General features: G+C 38.6%; 19 protein-coding genes, 1 tRNA gene and 3 pseudogenes. 12 read left to right on the plus strand and 11 right to left on the minus strand.

Annotated elements, in window-relative coordinates:
* Positions 1-254 precede the first annotated feature (254 nt).
* Entirely contained in the window at positions 255-1,142 is an 888-nt protein-coding gene (locus M1F03_RS12695; protein ID WP_251464480.1) for a PhzF family phenazine biosynthesis protein, read from the plus strand.
* A 367-nt stretch (positions 1,143-1,509) separates the two neighbouring features.
* Positions 1,510-1,833: a hypothetical protein gene (locus M1F03_RS12700; RefSeq protein WP_230085868.1), complete on the plus strand. Its 324-nt coding sequence runs from the start codon at positions 1,510-1,512 to the stop codon at positions 1,831-1,833.
* 525 nt (positions 1,834-2,358) lie between these two features.
* Here the strand turns inward: M1F03_RS12700 and M1F03_RS12705 are convergent.
* From M1F03_RS12705 to M1F03_RS12720, 4 genes and pseudogenes are all read right to left on the minus strand, one after another.
* Positions 2,359-2,673, minus strand: a complete 315-nt coding sequence (locus tag M1F03_RS12705) for a hypothetical protein (protein WP_251464481.1) — start codon at positions 2,671-2,673, stop codon at positions 2,359-2,361.
* Positions 2,674-2,687: 14 nt separating this feature from the next.
* Positions 2,688-2,867 (minus strand): hypothetical protein, encoded by a 180-nt coding sequence (locus M1F03_RS12710; protein WP_318839944.1) that lies wholly within the window; start codon positions 2,865-2,867, stop codon positions 2,688-2,690.
* A gap of 619 nt (positions 2,868-3,486) precedes the next feature.
* Positions 3,487-4,137, minus strand: a pseudogene (locus tag M1F03_RS12715) (transposase); the annotation flags it as partial.
* A gap of 165 nt (positions 4,138-4,302) precedes the next feature.
* Positions 4,303-4,662, minus strand: a complete 360-nt coding sequence (locus M1F03_RS12720; RefSeq protein WP_154624582.1) for a MerR family transcriptional regulator — start codon at positions 4,660-4,662, stop codon at positions 4,303-4,305.
* A gap of 78 nt (positions 4,663-4,740) precedes the next feature.
* Between M1F03_RS12720 and M1F03_RS12725 the strand changes: the two genes are divergently transcribed.
* The 4 genes and pseudogenes from M1F03_RS12725 to M1F03_RS12740 all read left to right on the plus strand — a co-directional run bounded on the left by M1F03_RS12725 (position 4,741) and on the right by M1F03_RS12740 (position 7,969).
* A complete protein-coding gene (locus tag M1F03_RS12725; protein ID WP_318839945.1) occupies positions 4,741-5,523 on the plus strand; it encodes an SDR family NAD(P)-dependent oxidoreductase in 783 nt (260 codons plus the stop codon).
* A 417-nt stretch (positions 5,524-5,940) separates the two neighbouring features.
* Positions 5,941-6,530: pseudogene (locus M1F03_RS12730) on the plus strand (recombinase family protein).
* 280 nt (positions 6,531-6,810) lie between these two features.
* Positions 6,811-7,566 (plus strand): OB-fold protein, encoded by a 756-nt coding sequence (locus tag M1F03_RS12735; RefSeq protein ID WP_318839946.1) that lies wholly within the window; start codon positions 6,811-6,813, stop codon positions 7,564-7,566.
* 97 nt (positions 7,567-7,663) lie between these two features.
* Positions 7,664-7,969, plus strand: coding sequence for a hypothetical protein (locus M1F03_RS12740; RefSeq protein WP_318839947.1), 306 nt, complete (start codon positions 7,664-7,666; stop codon positions 7,967-7,969).
* Positions 7,970-8,343: 374 nt separating this feature from the next.
* Here M1F03_RS12740 and M1F03_RS12745 read toward each other — a convergent pair whose 3' ends face one another.
* The 3 genes and pseudogenes from M1F03_RS12745 to M1F03_RS12755 all read right to left on the minus strand — a co-directional run bounded on the left by M1F03_RS12745 (position 8,344) and on the right by M1F03_RS12755 (position 10,187).
* The gene (locus M1F03_RS12745) at positions 8,344-8,781 is read right to left on the minus strand and encodes a hypothetical protein (RefSeq protein ID WP_196714079.1); all 438 of its coding nucleotides are present in this window, start codon (positions 8,779-8,781) and stop codon (positions 8,344-8,346) included.
* Positions 8,782-9,332: 551 nt separating this feature from the next.
* Positions 9,333-9,948 (minus strand): annotated as a pseudogene (locus M1F03_RS12750) (tyrosine-type recombinase/integrase); the annotation flags it as partial.
* Positions 9,949-10,099: 151 nt separating this feature from the next.
* Positions 10,100-10,187, minus strand: a tRNA-Ser gene (locus M1F03_RS12755).
* Between the two features lie 182 nt (positions 10,188-10,369).
* Between M1F03_RS12755 and tusE the strand changes: the two genes are divergently transcribed.
* Positions 10,370-10,699: a sulfurtransferase TusE gene (gene tusE / locus M1F03_RS12760; protein WP_154623215.1), complete on the plus strand. Its 330-nt coding sequence runs from the start codon at positions 10,370-10,372 to the stop codon at positions 10,697-10,699.
* Positions 10,700-10,714: 15 nt separating this feature from the next.
* Here tusE and M1F03_RS12765 read toward each other — a convergent pair whose 3' ends face one another.
* A complete protein-coding gene (locus M1F03_RS12765; RefSeq protein WP_154623216.1) occupies positions 10,715-10,996 on the minus strand; it encodes an acylphosphatase in 282 nt (93 codons plus the stop codon).
* A gap of 219 nt (positions 10,997-11,215) precedes the next feature.
* On the opposite strand from M1F03_RS12765, the gene hspQ reads away from it, so the two are divergent.
* The gene (gene hspQ, locus M1F03_RS12770) at positions 11,216-11,539 is read left to right on the plus strand and encodes a heat shock protein HspQ (protein ID WP_195848159.1); all 324 of its coding nucleotides are present in this window, start codon (positions 11,216-11,218) and stop codon (positions 11,537-11,539) included.
* Positions 11,540-11,598: 59 nt separating this feature from the next.
* Here hspQ and M1F03_RS12775 read toward each other — a convergent pair whose 3' ends face one another.
* The gene (locus M1F03_RS12775; RefSeq protein ID WP_318839948.1) at positions 11,599-12,012 is read right to left on the minus strand and encodes a CoA-binding protein; all 414 of its coding nucleotides are present in this window, start codon (positions 12,010-12,012) and stop codon (positions 11,599-11,601) included.
* Positions 12,013-12,272: 260 nt separating this feature from the next.
* Between M1F03_RS12775 and M1F03_RS12780 the strand changes: the two genes are divergently transcribed.
* Positions 12,273-12,731 (plus strand): methylglyoxal synthase, encoded by a 459-nt coding sequence (locus tag M1F03_RS12780; RefSeq protein WP_154623218.1) that lies wholly within the window; start codon positions 12,273-12,275, stop codon positions 12,729-12,731.
* A 42-nt stretch (positions 12,732-12,773) separates the two neighbouring features.
* Here M1F03_RS12780 and helD read toward each other — a convergent pair whose 3' ends face one another.
* Positions 12,774-14,828, minus strand: coding sequence for a DNA helicase IV (gene helD / locus M1F03_RS12785; protein WP_251464492.1), 2,055 nt, complete (start codon positions 14,826-14,828; stop codon positions 12,774-12,776).
* A 256-nt stretch (positions 14,829-15,084) separates the two neighbouring features.
* Between helD and yccS the strand changes: the two genes are divergently transcribed.
* Positions 15,085-17,259, plus strand: coding sequence for a YccS family putative transporter (yccS, locus tag M1F03_RS12790; protein ID WP_249999117.1), 2,175 nt, complete (start codon positions 15,085-15,087; stop codon positions 17,257-17,259).
* 94 nt (positions 17,260-17,353) lie between these two features.
* On the opposite strand, the gene M1F03_RS12795 is transcribed toward yccS, so the two are convergent.
* Positions 17,354-17,956 carry a TfoX/Sxy family DNA transformation protein gene (locus tag M1F03_RS12795; RefSeq protein WP_230085824.1) on the minus strand — a complete coding sequence of 201 codons (603 nt, stop codon included), beginning with the start codon at positions 17,954-17,956 and terminating at the stop codon, positions 17,354-17,356.
* 233 nt (positions 17,957-18,189) lie between these two features.
* On the opposite strand from M1F03_RS12795, the gene sulA reads away from it, so the two are divergent.
* Entirely contained in the window at positions 18,190-18,711 is a 522-nt protein-coding gene (gene sulA / locus M1F03_RS12800) for an SOS-induced cell division inhibitor SulA (RefSeq protein WP_154623222.1), read from the plus strand.
* A 355-nt stretch (positions 18,712-19,066) separates the two neighbouring features.
* Positions 19,067-20,140 carry a porin OmpA gene (gene ompA, locus M1F03_RS12805; protein ID WP_163862600.1) on the plus strand — a complete coding sequence of 358 codons (1,074 nt, stop codon included), beginning with the start codon at positions 19,067-19,069 and terminating at the stop codon, positions 20,138-20,140.
* Positions 20,141-20,280: the final 140 nt, after the last annotated feature.

Genomic DNA, 20,280 nt, shown 5'->3' on the forward strand with positions numbered 1-20,280 from the left:
TAGTCATGAGTTCCGCTAGTCCTGTATAGAGAAATAGTCAAAAATATGAAATCCCGACCATCTGGCTGTAAAAAATTATTCAAGCTTGACCTTTTTAGACCATTTATTGACCGACTACATCGCGATTCGATTAAGCAACCATGTTTCGGCTGAAATGGTAAACGTTCATACTAATTACTTATCTCTATCAACGATAAGAAAGCTTTATACTCAGAAAAATCAAGCAAACTGAGTCAAAAAATATTGGAGAATAGATGCAAAACGAGATACTAGATTCGGTTGGACTCGACGTTCAGGTACACCTCATAAATTCATTTACACGAAATAATTCTGGCGGTAATCCCGCTGGGGTCGTGCTCTATCCCCCTGAGCTAAGCGATGCACAAAAAATAGCCATCGCACGGAAAGTTGGCTTTTCCGAGACAGCGTTTGTCTATCGTGGCGAAAAAACCGATTTCAAGGTGAATTTTTTCACTCCAGAAGCAGAAGTAGACTTTTGTGGGCACGCTACACTAGCCGCATTTTTTACCCTTTTTTCACTTCATCAGCTGACTTCTGGGCATTATACACAGAAAACAAAAGCTGGAATTCTGAGTGTCGATGTCAGTTCTGATGGGATCATCATGGAGCAAGCTTTACCTATCATACGCAAAGGACCTGATGTTGCAGATGTTGCAAGCGCTCTTGGCATACCACAAGAAACTATCGAGGCAACGGGTCTCCCCATAGAGGTGATCTCAACAGGATTACCAGACATTATTATTCCCGTACAGCCCGGTCAATTAGATGACCTACGTCCAAACTATGCGCAAATCACCAACCTAAGTCGCCAATTTAATACGATAGGTTTCCATGTATTTGAACTAAGCAGCGATGCATCTATCACCGCCCACTGCCGTAACTTTGCACCTCTTTATGGCATAAATGAAGAATCTGCAACGGGGAGTTCCAGCGGCGCTTTAGGATGCTATTTAGTCAAGCATGTCTTGCCTAATGACACGCATTTTCTGTTAGAGCAAGGGCGTGCTATGGCATGTTCTTCCCTCCTTCAGGTGATAATTAATAAACAAGGACAAACGATAAATCGTGTCAGAGTTGGTGGGCAAGCTGCGATGGTTGGTACAAAAATAGTTAGAATTTAAAAAGACAAATGAATATTACGTGGGTTTAACTCAGATAATGTCAGTGTAAAAAGCTACGATTATCGCCAAAAGCAATATAAATGCTTTACTCGCATCTTTGCTACATCCGGCCCCGTAATATTATTGTGTTGATAGATTATGCATGTCACGCCTTGTTGATATTGCAACAACCGTACCTGAAAGAAGACTCACCCGAAAACTTGTGATGGCGAAGACTAAAAACACTCATGAGTGGAAAATATTGAGTATACTGATGTGACATAAAATATATTTGCTTAAGTTGGTCTTTATGTCGACAAATTTTCACGTTTACCTCGCGACTAAATCGCTACCATCGCCTTCTAAATGGCAAGCGGAAATAACAAAAATGAATAGCTCGCTGATTATGGATACTGACATTAACTTAGTCACTTTCTCTGGCTTTCTGCCTTTTCAATTTAATCAAGAAGTAACGGGCTTTGAATACTGTTCATGGTTTATAGACCATGAAGAAAAACAAGAGGTTAATATACCTAGTGCTGATTTCTGTATGTGTTTTTCAATCGGTAACAATCCCTTAGAACTAACCATAACGGTGATATCCATATACTGCCTCATAAAATTAACTGATGGCGTACTTTTTGACCCTCAAAAGGGTATATATATCGAGCCTTCTAATATTTTCACTTGGAAAAAAGAAATGTTGACTTAGCTAACCTTAACGCCTCAAAGTTTGGCATTATAGACTTTCATCAATAAACATAAGCAAAGACTCTTTAAAAGTTACTTAGCGAGTATTACCAGATTGTATCTTAGGGATTAATGAATAAACTCAACAGCTATTGAGGTGTTTACACTTCTCCACCCCCCCTAAAGTGAGACAGCTATAATCAGATTTTCTGCCAAAGCTACAACCTGAATTGAACTGAACTAAACTCATAAAAGTTTAATTCCCCCCCAACGGAGAGACATCGAAAACAACGAGAAAACTCTAAATTGCTATGTCTTACTTAATAAGAGTCAACCGTCACTTATGGCTATACCATAGCCCGTTTGATTAAGGAGTGGAGACTCCTTACTGACATGAAAAACAGTCAATCTATATTTCGTTCATCGTACTGAGCCCGATCATGAACCGATAAAGAAACTCATTATTGCCGCAAAAGGTCAAACTCACTAGCGTACTTGCCGAACAATCCAAGGCTTAAAAACGTTGCGAAAAATGAATAAAGGTCAATTATTGACTTAATATTTTCTGTACCCAATCGCACCAACATTTGCAGTTTAAGCTCGATTCAATAGCTTCGGGATGTAATTCATACCACCATTTTTTGACTCCCTCATATTCTTGCTTTGTGAGAATAAAAGGCTTCCATTCCCCCATTCTATAATCTTGGTCACAAGGGTCGCTTCCATGAAATAAAAATTCATTCAAAAAATCACAAGGAGGAAAATAGCCTGAGCTATCAATCATCCCAAAGATTCCGTAAAGAACTTTAGAGTTTTCATCAATGATATTTATTGCTTTAACAATATTAACTTTGTGTTCCATTTTATCCATTGTCATTAAATTGTTATTGCTCTTATTAGCTGATAACCATTAAACCATTCATAGCGACCTGTAACCGTGGCTTTGTTTTCTTTCTGGCAGGTCATTAGCTCCAGCGCGTTAATATGGAATGCCACTAGATTTAATGGGTACGGGCTACGCTTGTCACTCTCCGCCTGAATAGTCATTGTGGCCATAACTTTACCTGTGCGGTTCTAACTCTCTCAGAGGCTTTTATTACCGTTCCTGACGTGTTGATCCTGATTGATTTCGCTTTTCTCATTTTTGGTTTATTCATCTTGATACCATCACAATATAAGCCATCGGTTAAAATATAATTCAGATGGGATTCTGTGTGTATAGGTAATCAATCTAATTATCAGAGGTGATCGAAACGTTAATTTAACCATGATGATACGGGATTATCCTGTATGTGGCTATAACCTGTTGATTATACTTAATTCCGTTAAAACGACGGAATCAAAATACAACTAATTGATAACGTTTAATTCAGTCACAAAACCAGATTAACGCTCATTGGTCATCGTTTCAGTGACCAATGGTAAGAGGTGGCAACACATTGTTTTTATTGCGAGAGGTCACAGTGACCACTAACCTTGTCACAACTCATTGATGTAACTACTAACGGTCAAATTGATCGCCAGAAACCTCACCGTAATCTCACCGTTATCGGCTTAATCCTCCCCGTAACATCCCTGTTTAATCTTGCCGTAGTTCGTTATTGTTGCTATCTATCTTTCCCTCATTAGTGAGGGCAACATCAATTTTATAATATTACGTTATGTCCACTCCCCTTTAATTGAGACACACCAATTTAGCGTTTTCTAACTGTTGTCGATAGGCCTCCGGTGGGAGGTGATTTAAACTTTCATGGGTTCGATTTTGGTTATAATCTTGCAGCCAAAACCACGCTAATTCTCGCACTTGGCTTAATGATTCAAATAAATACGCATTTAAAAACTCACGACGGAACGAACCATTAAAACGTTCGATAACCCCATTTTGCTACGGTTTTCCCTGTTGAATATGGCACAGAAAAATTTGGTTATCTTCACAATAATTCAATAAGTTAACTGAAATGAGTTCAGGACCATTATCGACTCGGGTCTGTTTCGGCAACCCTCTTTCGGCTTTCACGCGTTCCTTCATCAATAATATTGAGGGTTCTGAAGCGTTTGCCGCAATATAAACTGTCGTGCATAAAATCCAATGCCCATTGAATATTCGGGACTTTCTCTATGACTAATGGTCTTTTTTCACGCTTCGGAAGCACTTTTTAACCCGTCGTTTCAGATTTAATCCTAATCCACAATAAACGCGATAAACTCGTTTATGATTAAAAGGATAACCTTGAAATCTCAATCGAAAATAGCATTTCCAGAATCCCGACTGTGGAGATTTAGCTAAAACGGATTGTATGGCATCGATGACGATTTTATCTTTCTCTAATTATAGCTGTCTTATTTTAGGGGAAGTGGACAATGCCAGTAGAAAGCGTGATGATGTAAAGAGATTGTGGGTGGAATGCTCTAAAAATAGCAGGAGCATTTAAGCACCACATCCACAATAATATATGGTGCTTGTGAGTTAGTCGTGTAAGTCAATTAGTATTCATTTTTTTAATTGTTCTTGATAATGCTGAATCTTAAGTTTTAAGTTACTTAAGTGTTCATTCAAAGATAAAATTTGCTTTTCAAGGTTAGCGTAGTGTTCAGTCAGCAAATTCATTCTCTCAAGTGAGGTAGATGAGCCTATATTTCTTAGTATCGAGTATTCTTTAATCTTTTTTAAAGGCATACCCGTTTCTTTTAAGCGAGTAATAAACTTAACCCACTCAATATCGTCTTCAGAATAGTACCTATGATTATTGGTTTGCCTAGATGATTTCAATATTCCTTCTTTTTCATAGTATCTAAGGGTGTATATGGTGAATCCGGTTAGTTGTGCAAACTGACTGATTGAATAATTCATGTATTACCCAGAAATTCCTTGACCTAGAGTTAACTCTATCTTTTACCATTTTGAGACTTTTGTCAAAGAGGGTGTGTTATGAAAAATAAACATTATGCGGTCGTTACAGGTGCGAGTTCAGGTATTGGACGTGAAATTTCAATAAAATTAGCTGAACGCGGGTTTAATATTATTGCAGTAGCGAGGCGAGACTCCTTGTTGAATGAATTGAAAGTCGAATTAGGCAAGATTAATGAAGGCATTGAGGTTGTCACAAAATCATGTAATTTATCTATTATCGATGATGCTATTTCACTTTATGAAGAGCTGAAAGTTTTTGATATTCGAGTATGGGTAAATAACGCTGGTGTTGGGTATTATGGGAAAGCATTTTCTCAGCCAATAAAAGATACAAAAGCTTTATTAAATTTGAATATTAATACACTCGCGATTTTATCGTTAATGTTCGTGCGCGATAACCAGAATATTGATGGTTCACAGCTGATCAATGTAAGTTCAGCAGGAGGATACACTATAGTACCTACAGCCGTTACCTATTGTGGTTCGAAATTCTTTGTCAGCTCTTTTACTGAGGGGGTGGCACATGAATTATTAAACTTAAACGCTAAAATTAAAGTTAAACTACTGGCTCCGGCAGCTACTAAAACAGATTTTGGTCGAGTTGCTAACGGGGTAGAATATTATGATTATGATAAGGTGTTTGGTACATATCATTCTAGCGAGGAATTAGCTGATTTCTTCATTCAGCTATATGATTCAAATAATGTTGTTGGATACGTCGATAGAGAAAGTTTTAGCTTTAAATTACTAGATAATAAAATGCCTTACGCGAACAACAACAAATTTAATCAAAAAATATAAGTACGATGAAACCGCCAAGGCATAAGCCGAGGCGGTTATATATAATTGGCCTTATCAACGAAAGGGAGCACCAAATATCACATGAAAAAATCATGATAAGTGACTTTAAACGTTGATGATTTAGTGACACGTTAGGACAATAGTTTTTTGGACATCGTATAGGGGCTAATGTGGATAGAATTATTTGATTTTAGAGTAATAAATAAAATGAAAATATAAATTTCTATCCTTAGGGTGACGCTAATTATGAAAAGAGAGCTAAAAATAACAAAACAAAATTCACATGCGTTATTAAATTAATAGTGTACGAAACCGCCGGATTGGTACATATAGTTATAACCATGTACGAAAACTAGTATAGTTAATTTCATACTCGAAATATAATTGATACATTCATTTCGTATAGGCAATTTAATTATGTCTCGTGTTTTTGTTTATTGCCGAGTTTCAACCCTTGAACAAAACACCGAAAACCAAAAGCGTGAAATTGAAGCTGCTGGTTTTTCCATCATGCCTCAACGTTTAGTTGAGGAACATATCAGCGGTTCTGTTGCTGCAAGTGAAAGACTGGGATTCAGTCGATTAATAGACCGTATGAAAACTAGCGATGTATTAATCGTTGTTAAACTCAACCACCTTAGGCGTAATGCTATGAATATTAGAAAAGCGGTGGAGCAGTTTGCTGAATCTGGTATCAGGGATCATTGCCTAGCATTAGGTGGCATTGATTTAATAAACCTTGCCGGAAAAATGACTATGCAAGTAATTTCTGCTGTTGCTGAATTTGAGCGTGATTTACTTCTTGAGCGTACTTATTCAGTTATTGAGCGAGCCAAAAATGCAGGTAAGTATTTTGGGTGTCCCCTCGCGTTGAGCGATGACCAAAAAAGGAAGTTATTAAGAGGATTGGCTACGGCCAGAGTATCAGCTAAATAGCTAAAGAATTTGGAGCAACTAGACAAACAATTACGCGGGTTAGGGCAGCTAATCAGGTTCCTATTACCTGACATAGTTTTGCTTCCTGAACTGATCATTATTTGGTGCACACATGGGGATCGATTTTGATTTTCTTTGATCAGGAAGTAGAAAAGGAAATTGCTTGTCGGTGTTTACATGAATTTATCTAGTATATAAACTCTGATTACATAACTAGTCATTTTACTGAAACTGTTTGTAATAAGCTAGATAAGTTCATAGAAAGTATGATTTTATAGGGGTTGTAGATAATTCATTTTAACCTTCGTCTGTGCTAGCCTTTAGTTTTTCATTTTTTAATATGGAGTCATTATGAAATTCAAAAAAATCGCCATTCCTCTCTTTTTCGGTTTATCTTCATTTGCTTTTTCAGAAAGTGCGATTGAATTAAGTAGTAATGAAAATGAAATATTAAACTCTCTGATTAACGATGATATTGAAACTAGCTTAACTGGTGGTGAGAGTTTATTTTCAAATAATATGATCTACAGCTCAGCACATGATATGAGGGAAGTTTATTCTAAAAATGAAGCTAGAGGAGATAAAAAATTCAAAGGAAAAGACATAATAATTAACGGAATAGTTGATAATATCCATTCTGGACTTGGTGATATCCCTCAAGTTCATTTAAAAACAAAAGATAAGTTTCATGGAGTAGTGCTAAGTTTCTCAAAAAACTATCAAGATATACCCATAGATTTAGATAAAAATCAAGAGGTTTTATTTTATTGCAAAGGGGGCAGTGTTGTTGTTGGCTCTCCAACATTAAAAAACTGTGCGCCAATAGAAGTTGCAAAAGAAAAAATTAAAAATGATATTGATAATTCCTTTCAGTATGCATTAAAAAACCCATCGAAAGCAGATAAAAAACAAGCTCAAATAATATCTATGATTAAATACTTATCAGATAAATCTAATGATATGAACGAATGTAAAACTAAAGACACAAATTGCTTTGCTGAATTACACAAAAAATATTTTAAACAAAAAAATGCAAAAGAAGAGTTGATAGAAAAGGCAAAATTATTAGGTTTTTCTACAGAAAATAATGATAACAAAAAGGTATAAAATATATTTAGCCCCTAGATATAGGGGCTTTGCCGCGAAGCATTAGCAACATTACCGAGTTTTCTAAGGTGTTTAAAGCACTTCCGAAATCCCAAATATGATATCTTTCGACGAGCATCGACTTAATTCAGTTTTGCATACCTACGGGTCACCTCGGCTTTATTCGATAACTGTGATTAATGGCTTACCCGACATTACTCATTATCGTCATATAAATGGTTCTGATGTGGTGCCTCGTGTATCACCTGAAGCTAATCTTGAAAGCTATCTTCTGTCTTATAAAACCGCTTTCACTGCGTTATTAAGTGTATTCTCTTTGCATGAGTATGCAAAAATGACACCTTTACGTCGCCAACAAATGGCAAAAACATTCATTTCACTGCGATTCTTCCTGAAGAGATAGAAGCATTACCGCCTTACACGGTATACCGTTCTGAAATTTGTCGTAAAGAGAGTCGAACGGCGAATATAAAATCCTATATGGCTCCGGGATATCATCGAGAGTGGTACCCGTTAACGGTGCTTGCATTAAATAAAGTGGAAGTGGTCACTATCAGAGGGCATAGATAACGGGCGCTTATTACTGAACGAATTAATGAGGCTGGTTATCAAACGAAAGGCGGTAAAGTGTGGGATAAGGATATTTATTCAGCGTGGAAGCGTCACAAGGATATTATAGAGAAACTCATTTAATTATAAAGCATGTAGGGGGCGGTTTTAGCTAACTAACTCGCCCGTCTAACAAAAAAGGATTAGGAAAAACTATATGAACTCTGTTTAATAAAGGCAGTTAGAAGATGACCAGTCTTTAATTAATCCATTTTTATCGGTAATAAAGTTATCTACACATAAGCGAGGGTTATTAAGGTACGGGTCATTAGAACTGTTTTGGGTTTTCTTAAAGGTATATTGAGAGCCCCCATCCTGTCTCTTATGAACTCCAAAAGGACTGCCCCTTTGCATTATTAGGTCATCTATAGATTTACCAATCCAACTTTGGCGGCGATTTTTGAATTCATACTCTTCTTTTTCTCTTTCTAACTGTGCTTTTGATTTCATTGTGGTGTTATTATTCCCATTGTTTTTGTGCTTTGCACCAGGGACACCCGTTAATGCATAAGTTATGTCTGATATGGTATCTCTATGTTTCTGGGTACAACCACTTAATAAGATCAGTGAAACCAAAATAAGACTTAAATTAGATTTTTTATTCATCGAAGATAGCTCAAAATTAATAAATTATAATAATTTCATATATATACGAAATTTAAGTGTATCTTATACTAACTATAGTAATTATTAGACATATAAGAATCGTCCGATATTGATGCAGAAATAACCTAATACCTAATATTACACCAATCAAAACGGTACAAAAGATATTGTCCACTTCCCTTAAAATGAAATAGCGATAATTAAGTTCAACCTGAAGTTTTAAGAAGTAGCAAACTGCGAACAACCTTGATATTTCTCAACAACTCACCATAACAATTGATAACAGGCTATCATTGAATAAAGCCAGCCAGAAAGAGGCTTCAACACTACATTTCTATTTCATGACCAACTGCAAAATTCGCACTTTTGTTCGCAATTTTCAAACTGCGAATTCGCAATTTCGTTCGCAGTTTTAGTGCGCAATTTTGGCATCAATGCGCAATTTTATTTGATACTAAATACTATTTACTTATTAGTATATTACTTAAAAATAGCTCAAATTAACTGTTTAGTGTGAGGGTTTCGTTTTGCACAATAACCTCTAGTTTTCTAGCAAGGCTAGTTTTGGCATGTGGAACAAAGGCACTGGCTAAATCTGGTGCAGGGTTATACTCTGCCCTACCAGTAATAATGGCGTACTTCCACACCTCACCACAACGTTGACGCACTTTCTTTAGCTTCTCGGTTGCTCCGCGCTTTTCCATAATAGAAAGCACTTCAAGTAATTCCATGGGTTTGATTTCGGCAATCGGGCAATGACCTATATAAGGAAATACATCTTTTTTCGAATGCGTCCATCATGTCATCACGATACCCAACAGACCAGCGGTCCTTTCTATCCTCATACCATTCAAGGGCAAGATTTTTAAAGGTGTTTTCAGTTTGATTAATGGTGGTTGCTTTTTCTGCTTTTCTGGATTCATTTGGATTAATAGTATTGACGACCTGTTTTCGTGATTTGTCTCTTTTCGCTCTTGCTTCAATGAGAATGACAACAGGATAGATACCTAACGATATCATTTTAGTTTTGTCAGCAAATTAATAGCGATAACACCAGCCTTTGGAGCCGTTAATTTCAACTAATAAAGATAGCCCGTTGGCATCCGCCAGCGTGTAGGATTTTGCTTTTGACTTGGCACGCTTGATTGCCATGTCTGTTAGCTTTATAAATCACCAATATTGTAGAAGGGAATTCGATACAACAAATTGCAGAGATTTAGAAAGTCGATAGTCGATTTTATTAGCGTGAGATTTTGTTAGGAGATTGGATTATTACTGAATAATAGGAGATTTCAGAAAACGCTAGGAGATGTTGAAATGGCGGAGGAGGAGAGATTCGAACTCTCGGATGGTTTCCCATCGGCGGTTTTCAAGACCGCTGCCTTCAGCCGCTCGGCCACCCCTCCGCAATGACGTGCACTATAAACATCTGGGCTTTCGATGTAAACCCTTATTTTTATCAATTGCTATAAAAATAGACGCTTAGCGTATCGTTGGGCTAAATTATCGGCATATTTAACAGGTTACTTGGGTTATTGACTATTTTTTGCTAAATTTGCACTCTATTTTTGTTTAGGTAGAAATTTGTATGTTGCGTTTTAACGGTCAAGAAATTGAGACTGATTCACAAGGCTACCTTATTGATAGCCAACAATGGAGCGAGGCGCTTATCCCTCTTCTCGCTGAGCAAGAAAATATTACGCTGACAGAAGAGCACCTTGAAATTGTTCGCTTTGTTCGTGCCTTTTACGAAGAGTTTAACACCTCACCCGCTATTCGTATGCTGGTAAAAGCGGTTTCACAGCAATTTGGAGAGGAGAAAGGAAATAGCCGCTACTTGTATCGACTATTCCCTAAAGGTCCCGCAAAGCAAGCCACGAAACTTGCTGGGTTACCAAAACCTGTCAAATGCATTTAACTCATTACCCTAAAATTAATAGCGGACTGAAAAATCCGCTATTTTTTCAGTTGCCCAGTTTTCGCTAAAATAATGGTCTATTTTTGCTCCAGGGGGACCACCTGCATTAAGCCATTCCTCTACAAAGCAGATATCTTGCTCTGAGCCGTAAATGCCTAGCGCAACGCTGCCATCTTCGCGATTACAAACATATCCTTTTATTCCATTCTGATTAGCCCAATGATATGTTTGATAGCGAAAACCAACCCCTTGTACACGGCCATAAATATAAAACAAACGTCCGGCTGCTTTTGTCATTTTTAGCCCCCTTTATCAGTAGATTATTTATAAATAACCTATTTATTACAGTTGTGTTTTATGCGTTGAACAGATAATCTGAGATCGAGGCACTGCTTTTCATGTTACATATAAGACAGTGTATTGCGTTATGAATAATTGTCCATACATTGGCTTGAAAACGCGGAACACTGCCCAGATATAAAGTTATAGCATAAGCAAGGCTTTTAGGAGGTGGCTATGATGATCACCAGTAAATATGGGATCGGGCAACAAGTTAGACATAAATTACTCGGCTACCTAGGCGTTGTAGTAGATGTTGATGCTGAATACTCGCTCGAACAACCGCATGACGATGATGATATTGCTGCAAACAGCACATTACGTGATTTGCCTTGGTATCACGTTGTTATGGAAGACGATAATGGCGAAGCTATTCATACTTATTTGGCAGAAGCTCAAATTACTTATGAAACCGCTGATGACCATCCAGAACAACCCTCTATGGACGAATTAGCTGAATCTATTCGTTCACAATTACAAGCACCACGCCTACGTAACTAATCCTTTATCGTTCATCCACAGTAAAGCAGCGCGTTAGCTGCTTTACTACGTTATGGCGCTTATTTTTCTAAGCCTAACGCCGGAATTTCTTGTTTTGGACACTTATCCATGACAAATTTCATACCAGCAGACAAAGCGATTTGTTGAGCTTCTTCACTGATAACGCCTTTTTGCAGCCATAACACTTTTGCTTTAACGTCTACGGCTTCCCGTGCGACGCCAACGGCAGCATCGGCATTACGGAACACATCTACCATATCTATAGGTTGGGGAATATCGCTCAGCTTTTCATATACTTTTTGCCCTAATAATGTTTGACCCGATAGTTTAGGACTAACCGGAATCACGGTGTACCCCAGCTCTAATAGATATGCCATCACTTCATAACTTGGGCGATTTTGTTTATCACTTGCTCCGACCAATGCGATCGTGTTAACACGCCGTAATATTTCAGCAATTTCTTGACTATCCATCAAAATATCTCCCAAAATCAGTAAACTATTAACTCACAATATGATATACCTTGTCCTGCGTGATCACTCAATTTCTCTATTATAGGCCATCACGCTAAGGTTGCTGGCAATACGGGAAAACGTATTTATTCCACTTTAACCATTTGTTATAAAATAATAAATTGATTTCCCTAATTATTTCCATAACAACCAGCCACAACAGGTAAATAAGCATTATTAATGCTCTTAGCGTGATATCACGCGACTTTTAAGGGAACATCATGGAATCAACAACTCGTAGAATAAAAACCCCGAAAAATATAGCACTGGTTGCCCATGACCACTGCAAATCCTCGCTATTAGCATGGGCGACAAAAAATAGTGAGCAGCTAAAGCCTCATAAACTGTTTGGGACAGGAACGACAGCCAGTCTAATTAGTCACCATACTGGTCTTAATGTCACCGGTATGCTGAGTGGCCCGATGGGAGGTGACCAACAAATTGGCGCAATGATCGCTGAACAAAAGATCGATGTGATGATATTTTTCTGGGATCCACTCAATGCGGTTCCTCATGATCCCGATGTTAAAGCCCTATTACGCTTAGCAACAGTCTGGAATATCCCCGTTGCGACCAACCCCGCAACAGCTGACTTTATCATTACCTCACCATACTTTGATGGTGAAATTGATGTCGTTATTCCTGATTATCAACGATACTTGCAAGAGCGCACCAAATAACGAATCAGTGCCGGATAGTTCGTGTCCGGCACCTATCATCCATTATGGTTTTTTCTGTTTAGGAACACCTAACTGTTTTAAGATATCCACAAACTCTGAAGGCTCATCAGGATGGTAAAGTAGCCATACCTGCTGTTTAGCACGCGTCATTGCAACATATAATAATCGTCGCTCTTCCGCATACTCGAACTCTTCGTGTTTCGGTAGCAAAACCTGTTCCATGATAGATTCTCTCGCCACCGCTGGAAAACTATCTTTCCCACTATTAAGCCCACAAATAATGACATGGTCCGCTTGTTTGCCTTTTGAAGCATGAATAGTCATAAACTCGATATTCAACTTCGGCCAGCGTGTTTTAGCTTTATTTAAAATTTCGGGTCTTAAGTAATGGTAACGTGCTAAACACAAAATAGTTTCATTATCTGTAACGTAGCCACTCATTTTGTCTAATAAACGCTCTAGTGCATTTTCATCGAGCAAAATGACCGATTTCTTACTGCCTTTCACTAAGCTATTGAGCGGTTTATCGAGTTGAGTCGGATTTTGTAATATGAAGCGATTAGCTATTTCGCCAATACGTTCATTAAATCGATAAGTTGTATCTAAAGCGCATAGCGCTCCTTGCCCAAAATTTTGTTCAAAAGATGTTGTGAGATCTAATTCTGCACCACTAAAACGATAAATCGCTTGCCAATCATCACCAACTGCAAAGAGTGAGGTCTGCTTATTTTGCTGACGTAATGCTTGTAACAACTTTGCTCTTAATGGTGAGATATCTTGGAACTCATCAACTAAAATATGCTTCCAAGGACTGATAAAACGCCCTTTCTCCAATAAATTAATTGCTTGGTGAATGAGTCCCGAAAAATCAATAGCCCCTTCCTCTTTTAACGCACTCTTCCATGCTTTTAAAAGAGGCGACATGAGACGAATACGTTTTTGAAATAGGCTTTGTTGCTGTTCATCTGCGGCTTCGATCATCTCTTTTTGGCTGCCACCATGCATGCGCATTAAGCTTAACCAACGATCTAACCGAGTAACGACCCGTTTACTGATTTTTTCATCTTGCCAAAACTCACCTTCAGGAACATCCCACTGTAATTCATCGGTTAACCACTCACGCCACCCCTTGGCTTGTGCTTTTTTACTACTACACTGTTCGCGCCATTCATTAAGTAATAATTCACTGCGTTTTTGTGAATTTGTTTCTAATTCACTGATAACTGGTGATTTGTTACTACCTTCACGAATAATCTGTAGCGCTAATGCATGAAAGGTTTTTGCCTCAATATCCTCTTGTTGCAAGCGCTCATGAATGCGCTCATTCATTTCTTGAGCCGCTTTACGACCAAAAGCCAATAATAAGATTTGCTCAGGCTTAGCGAATCCTCTTAAAAGCAACCAACCTGCTCTGGCAACAAGTACCGATGTTTTTCCGCTCCCCGCACCAGCCAGCACCAAAATATTTTCTTCGCCATTAATCACTGCTAGAGATTGGCTGGGGTTCAGTGGTGATGTTTCAACATGTTGAAAAAAGTCACCATAGCGTGACAATATTGATTCACTCCATTGTTGATTAATATGCTGTCGACAGCGTTCGCCATCTTCTAGCCACTGTAAGCAATAACGATAAGCGGCAGCACAGTTTTCAAATTGGCTAACACGAGCCAATGGCAAAGGGAGAGACGAAAATTTTTCGCTAATTTTTTTCCGAAAGGACGCTAACTCACGTAAGTTGAGCCAACTATCTTGTTGAGTTTGTTGCTGAATAGATTTTGCGAGTGAAGTCAGGACTTCAGCACTGATTTCACTCATTTCTAGGCTCCATTGCTGCCACTTATCATTTAAATAATGATAAAAGCGTTGAGTTTGCTTCCATTCAGTACCATGTAAACGTACGACTTGCTCATCAGAGAGTTCAAACTCTAGCTCTCCCCAGACAATGCCTCTTTTACAATGGATATCAATTAACTGATTAAAAGGTATAAGGTATTGATGTTTTTCCCCACTCACCTCAATGCCAGCATTCAATAAGCGAACCCGATTATAGGGATGCTGAGCCAGGCGCTGCCCAATCTGTGTTGATTTCAGTTCCATACATCCTGCACCTGAGTTGTTCAATTATGAAAATAACGGTAGCTTGATTCCAAACAGTTTTTTATTACTCATAAACACGCTATCCTATATAGACTCTACATAATTCGAGTTGTATCTAGAAAATGTTCAACAATGTGTTGAAAAGAAAACTAGATTATATAGGCACTTAAATTTGCAGGTTGAAAACACATCAACAACTAAGCAACTTGAAATATGACGAGTATAGACTAGGGAATGTTTGCCTTTGAGGTACTTTGTGTTAACGCTGCTTACCAGTTATCGTCGTGTTTTATATAATAGCCATATTTTATATTATATCCGAATCTTAATCGCCCTGACAGGGACGACTCTCATTCCTTGGTTATTAAACCAAGAGCCCAAAGTCACAATTCCCTTAACCTTAGGCATGGTTGCGGCGGCTCTGACGGATCTCGATGATAGATTAACTGGCCGCTTAAAAAACTTAGTTATCACACTATGTTGCTTTTTTATCGCATCCGTCTCTATTGAATTGTTATTCCCACATCCAATACTTTTCTTCTTTGGTCTGGCAATTTCAACCTGTGGATTCATTCTATTGGGCGCATTAGGTCAACGCTATGCTACGATTGCTTTTGGTGCACTATTAATTGCCATCTATACCATGCTGGGTGTGCCTATTTTTGATACATGGTATCAACAACCTGCTTTGCTACTCATTGGTGCTATTTGGTATAACGTCTTGACCTTAATCGGCCATATTCTATTTCCAGTTAGGCCGTTGCAAGATGCCATTACGCAATGTTATCAGCAATTAGCGGCTTATCTTGATGCTAAAGCTAACCTATTCGACCCCGATTTGGAAGATGACTACCCGCAGTCAGTCTACGAGCTAGCACTCGTTAATAGCACATTAGTCAGTACGATGAATCAAGCAAAAATAGCGCTTCTTAGCCGACTAAAAGGTGATCGCGGACAAAAAGGCACCCGTACGACGTTACAATATTATTTTGTGGCGCAAGATATCCATGAACGTGCCAGCTCATCACACATTCAATACCAACAGCTGAGTCGCACCCTGCGCCACAGCGATATATTATTCCGTTTTCAACGTTTACTGAGTATGCAAGCAAGAGCTTGCCAGCAAGTCGCTCAATCAGTCCTATGGCGTAAACAATATCAACATAACCCACGCTTTGAAGGTACTTTCACTTACCTTGAAAACTCACTGCAATTACTTAAGCAACGCTCCCCAGCGATTCATGAAATAAAAGCGTTGTATAACTTACTCAAAAACTTGAAAGGTATTGACGTGCAATTGCGTGGGCTTAGCCTTGAACAGAATTCACGGCAACACCACAATAAACAAATTGAACAATTATCAGATGAGTCCCCTTCAGGTCTCAGTGATATTATTGCCCGCTTTAAACATCATTTAACGCCTAAGTCTGCACTTTTCCGCCATGCCGTTAGAATGTCACTCTTACTCTGTACAGGCTATCTCATTATCCAGTTATTTGATTTAGAAAGAGGATATTGGATTTTATTAACCAGTTTATTTGTTTGCCAACCTAACTATAGTGCAACCAAACGACGACTCGCACTACGGATAATCGGTACCCTCATCGGGATACTCGTTGGGTTACCTTTATTAAATTTTGTGCCTTCAATGGAAGGACAGCTGACCTTAATCGTTATTTCTGGTTTGCTATTTTTTGTTTTCCGTAGCAGCCAATATGCTCAAGCAACCCTATTTATTACCTTGCTTGTTCTCTTTTGTTTTAACCTATTAGGAGAAGGATTTGAGGTTGCTCTTCCTCGGGTCATTGATACTTTAATCGGTTGTTTTATTGCCTTTCTTGCAGTGAGCTTTATATGGCCTGATTGGAAATTTCGCCAATTACCTCAAGTGGTACAAAAAACCATGGACAGCAATTGCCGTTATTTAGATGCGATTTTGCAACAATACTATCAAGGTAAAGATAATAGCCTTGAATACCGAGTAGCACGGCGAGATGCCCATAATAATGATGCAGAATTTGCTTCTATTGTTTCGAATATGGCATCAGACCCGAAGTCCTATCAAGTCACCCAAGAACAGGCATTTAGGCTTCTATGCCTTAACCATACATTGCTGAGCTATATTTCCGCCCTTGGTGCACATCGAGAGCAGATGCAAAATAAGGATAACCTCACGATTTTAAGTGATGCTATTTGCTATGTAGAAACCTCATTGCAAATCCTGACGTTGGACGCTCAAGCCGAAGAGAAATCAGAACAGTTACGAGAAAGTATTACGCGTCGCATTGATAGCATATCCGTCAGTGATGATGAAAAAACAGTACTGATTATGGAACAAGCAAGATTATTACTGGAGCTTATTCCTGAAATCAAGGCTATGATCATACAAATTAATACGTCAGCAAATCATTATGTACACGAGCAAAATTAAGTCAGTTAGCCGATAAATAAAACAGATGAGCGGGTGTCAAAATGTGGCGAAACAGTGACATCCCCTCTCATCGTTTATCTCACCTTAATTAGCCCTACCCCACACTGTTATACCAATTGATCAATTCTTGTTTCATTTGTAATGGTAAAACAGCACTATGATAGCCTTCTATTGCCCCCGCTAATCCAATCAGTAATTTAATACTAGGAGAAAATCGCCCCAACTGTTTTAGCTTCAAAAAGCAAGCTTTCGCACCTATTGCTCGTAAATCATCAACTTTATGAATGCCGATTTTGCCTAATGCTCTCTCTACTGACATATTCATATTCGGTAAATCTTTGATGCGTAATACCGCTGATTGTTTTTGTTTTCGTTCTTCAATCGCAGAACGATAAGCTAACTCAATACAATGGAGCAATAACTCTTCATTTTCCCATATCTGCTCAGGGATCTGATAATAACGCAGTTCTAGCGGTATGCCTTTTTTGCTAAACACTAGCCGCCTAAGTTTAATAGATTCAAAGTAGCTTCTTGCAAAAAGACATCCACGTAAATATAAAAGGCCATCTAATGTTAACCCGATGATGGCACTATCGATGATTAGACAATATCCACCAAAGTGGTTTTTCTTTTTAAACTCACCAAAACGTTTTAATAGCTGATCTAATCGAGGATCATTCTTTTCCAGTAAAGACATACACCCAAGCTCCTTATGAGTATTCATCTACTTCCATCCTTGTATGTGAAACTATAAATATCCTAATTTTACAAACAATTAGCAGAAACCTATTCTGGGATGAACAGCCTAAAACTCCAAGAATATTGCAGATAAAAACACCAAAGTTGCGAAGCGCTTTGAAAAAATAGGCTTGATATTGTATGAATATACAGTTACTGTATATTCATACAGCTTGATTGGTGAGGTGAATTATGGCTATCTATTCTTGGAACAAAGCAACTGAACATTCTGTTAACCACAGTACGCAAGTCATGCCTTCAACACCACATATCCATGATGCCATGCAGCATGGTATGGTGAGTGAACTGGTTTATGATGAAAAACATCCTATTATGGATTACATCCTACTGCCAATGTTGCGCCAATTTGGTGTGCAATCTCGCTGGTTGCTTTGGTTGAGTCCAAATAAAAAGTTGAGTCGCCATTGGCTAGAGCAGTCTGGTTTACCTATAAATAAAATCATGCAATTAAGTAATATGCCGTCAATAACGACAATAGATGCAATGGAAAAGGCATTAAAGAGTGGTAATTACAGTGTCGTACTCGGCTGGCTTCCTGAATTAAATGAACAGGACTTTGCTCGATTACAAAGCGCGGCTCAAGAAGGTCATTCTATTGGCTTTATTATGCGCCCTCAAAAAACACATAATATTGCAAGTATCCATTCTGGACAGCTAAATAACCTAAAAATTCACTCTAACTATTATCACTAGCCAAGATTAAGAATATTCTTAGTAAATTTGACATTTGGATATAACAAGCTCAAAAAATGTAGAAAAAATAATTGAGATCAATGGGATAGATAATAATCAATCTAAAATTAGGTTATGTTTATCTCTCTGATTTATCCACTAAAATATGTTTTTTTATAACGATTTTTGCTTGCTCTACTTGTATCTTTTTAAGTTCGTTGTAGACTTTAGCTTGTTAAGGTTATGGCATTATTTTTTACTTTTTATAAATTTTTGTAGATAATGTCAGCGAAACCTAGCAAGTATTTTAAACCAATGGCGAATAATAAGGCTCATTGAAGCCATGCCTATATTGGATGATAACGAGGCGTAAAAAATGAAAAAGACAGCTATCGCAGTAGCAGTGGCAGTAGCAGCTTTCGCAACTGTTGCGCAGGCAGCTCCAAAAGACAACACTTGGTATACCGGTGCTAAACTGGGTTGGTCTCACTATGAAGACACAAGCTTTACTCCAGTTGATCGTAATGCAACTGTAGGTAACAGTACTGACCGTGATACTTTCGGTGCTGGTGCATACGCAGGTTACCAATACAACCAGTACATGGGCTTCGAGCTTGGTTATGACTGGTTTGGTAAAATGAAATACAAAGGTGCTGGTAACAACGGCGACCTGAAATCAATGGGTGTTTCTCTGACGACCAAACTAAGCTATCCAGTAATGGATGACTTAGACGTTTACACTCGTTTAGGTGGTATGGTATGGCGTACTGATGTTAAAGCACATCAAGAAGGTCAACCAAATTACAAAGAAAACGACACTGGCGTTTCTCCTGTATACGCACTGGGTGTTGAATATGCAATCACTCCAAACTGGGCGACTCGTTTAGACTACCAGTGGGTGAGCAACATCGGTGATAACGATAACTTGGGCGTACGTCCAGACAACGGCATGCTGAGCGTTGGTCTAGCATATCGTTTCAACCAAGAAGCAGCGCCAGTTGTTGAGCCAGCGCCAGTTGTTGAGCCAGCTCCAGTTGTTGAGAACAAACGTTTCACTCTGCGTTCAGACGTTCTGTTCAACTTCAACAAAGCAACTCTGAAGCCAGAAGGTCAGCAAGCACTGAACGAACTGTATAACGAACTGAGCAGCATCGACCCAACTCAAGGTCGCGTACTGGTAGTTGGTTTCACAGACCGTATCGGTTCACAAAACTACAACCTGCCACTGTCACAAAAACGTGCTCAGTCAGTTGTTGACTACCTGGTAGCTAAAGGCGTTCCAGCTAGCGCAATCGCTGCTGAAGGTCGTGGTAAAGAAGATCCAGTAACTGGTAACAAATGTGACAACGTTAAAGGCCGTGCTGCTCTGATCGAGTGTCTGGCACCAGACCGTCGCGTTGAAATCGAAATCCAAGGTACAACTGAAGTTGTAACTCAACCAGGCGCTTAATAACAAGTTCCTCGGTCGAATTTCGATCTGAACACAAAAAACCCCATTTCGATGGGGTTTTTTTTATCTCTAAAGTCACTTAAAGCAGGCGATAGCCTAAGTCTTATCCCATCACAACTAGGCTTTGCTTATATCCCAGT

The sequence above is a fragment of the Providencia sp. PROV080 genome (assembly GCF_033688105.1).
Lineage (GTDB): Bacteria > Pseudomonadota > Gammaproteobacteria > Enterobacterales > Enterobacteriaceae > Providencia > Providencia zhejiangensis.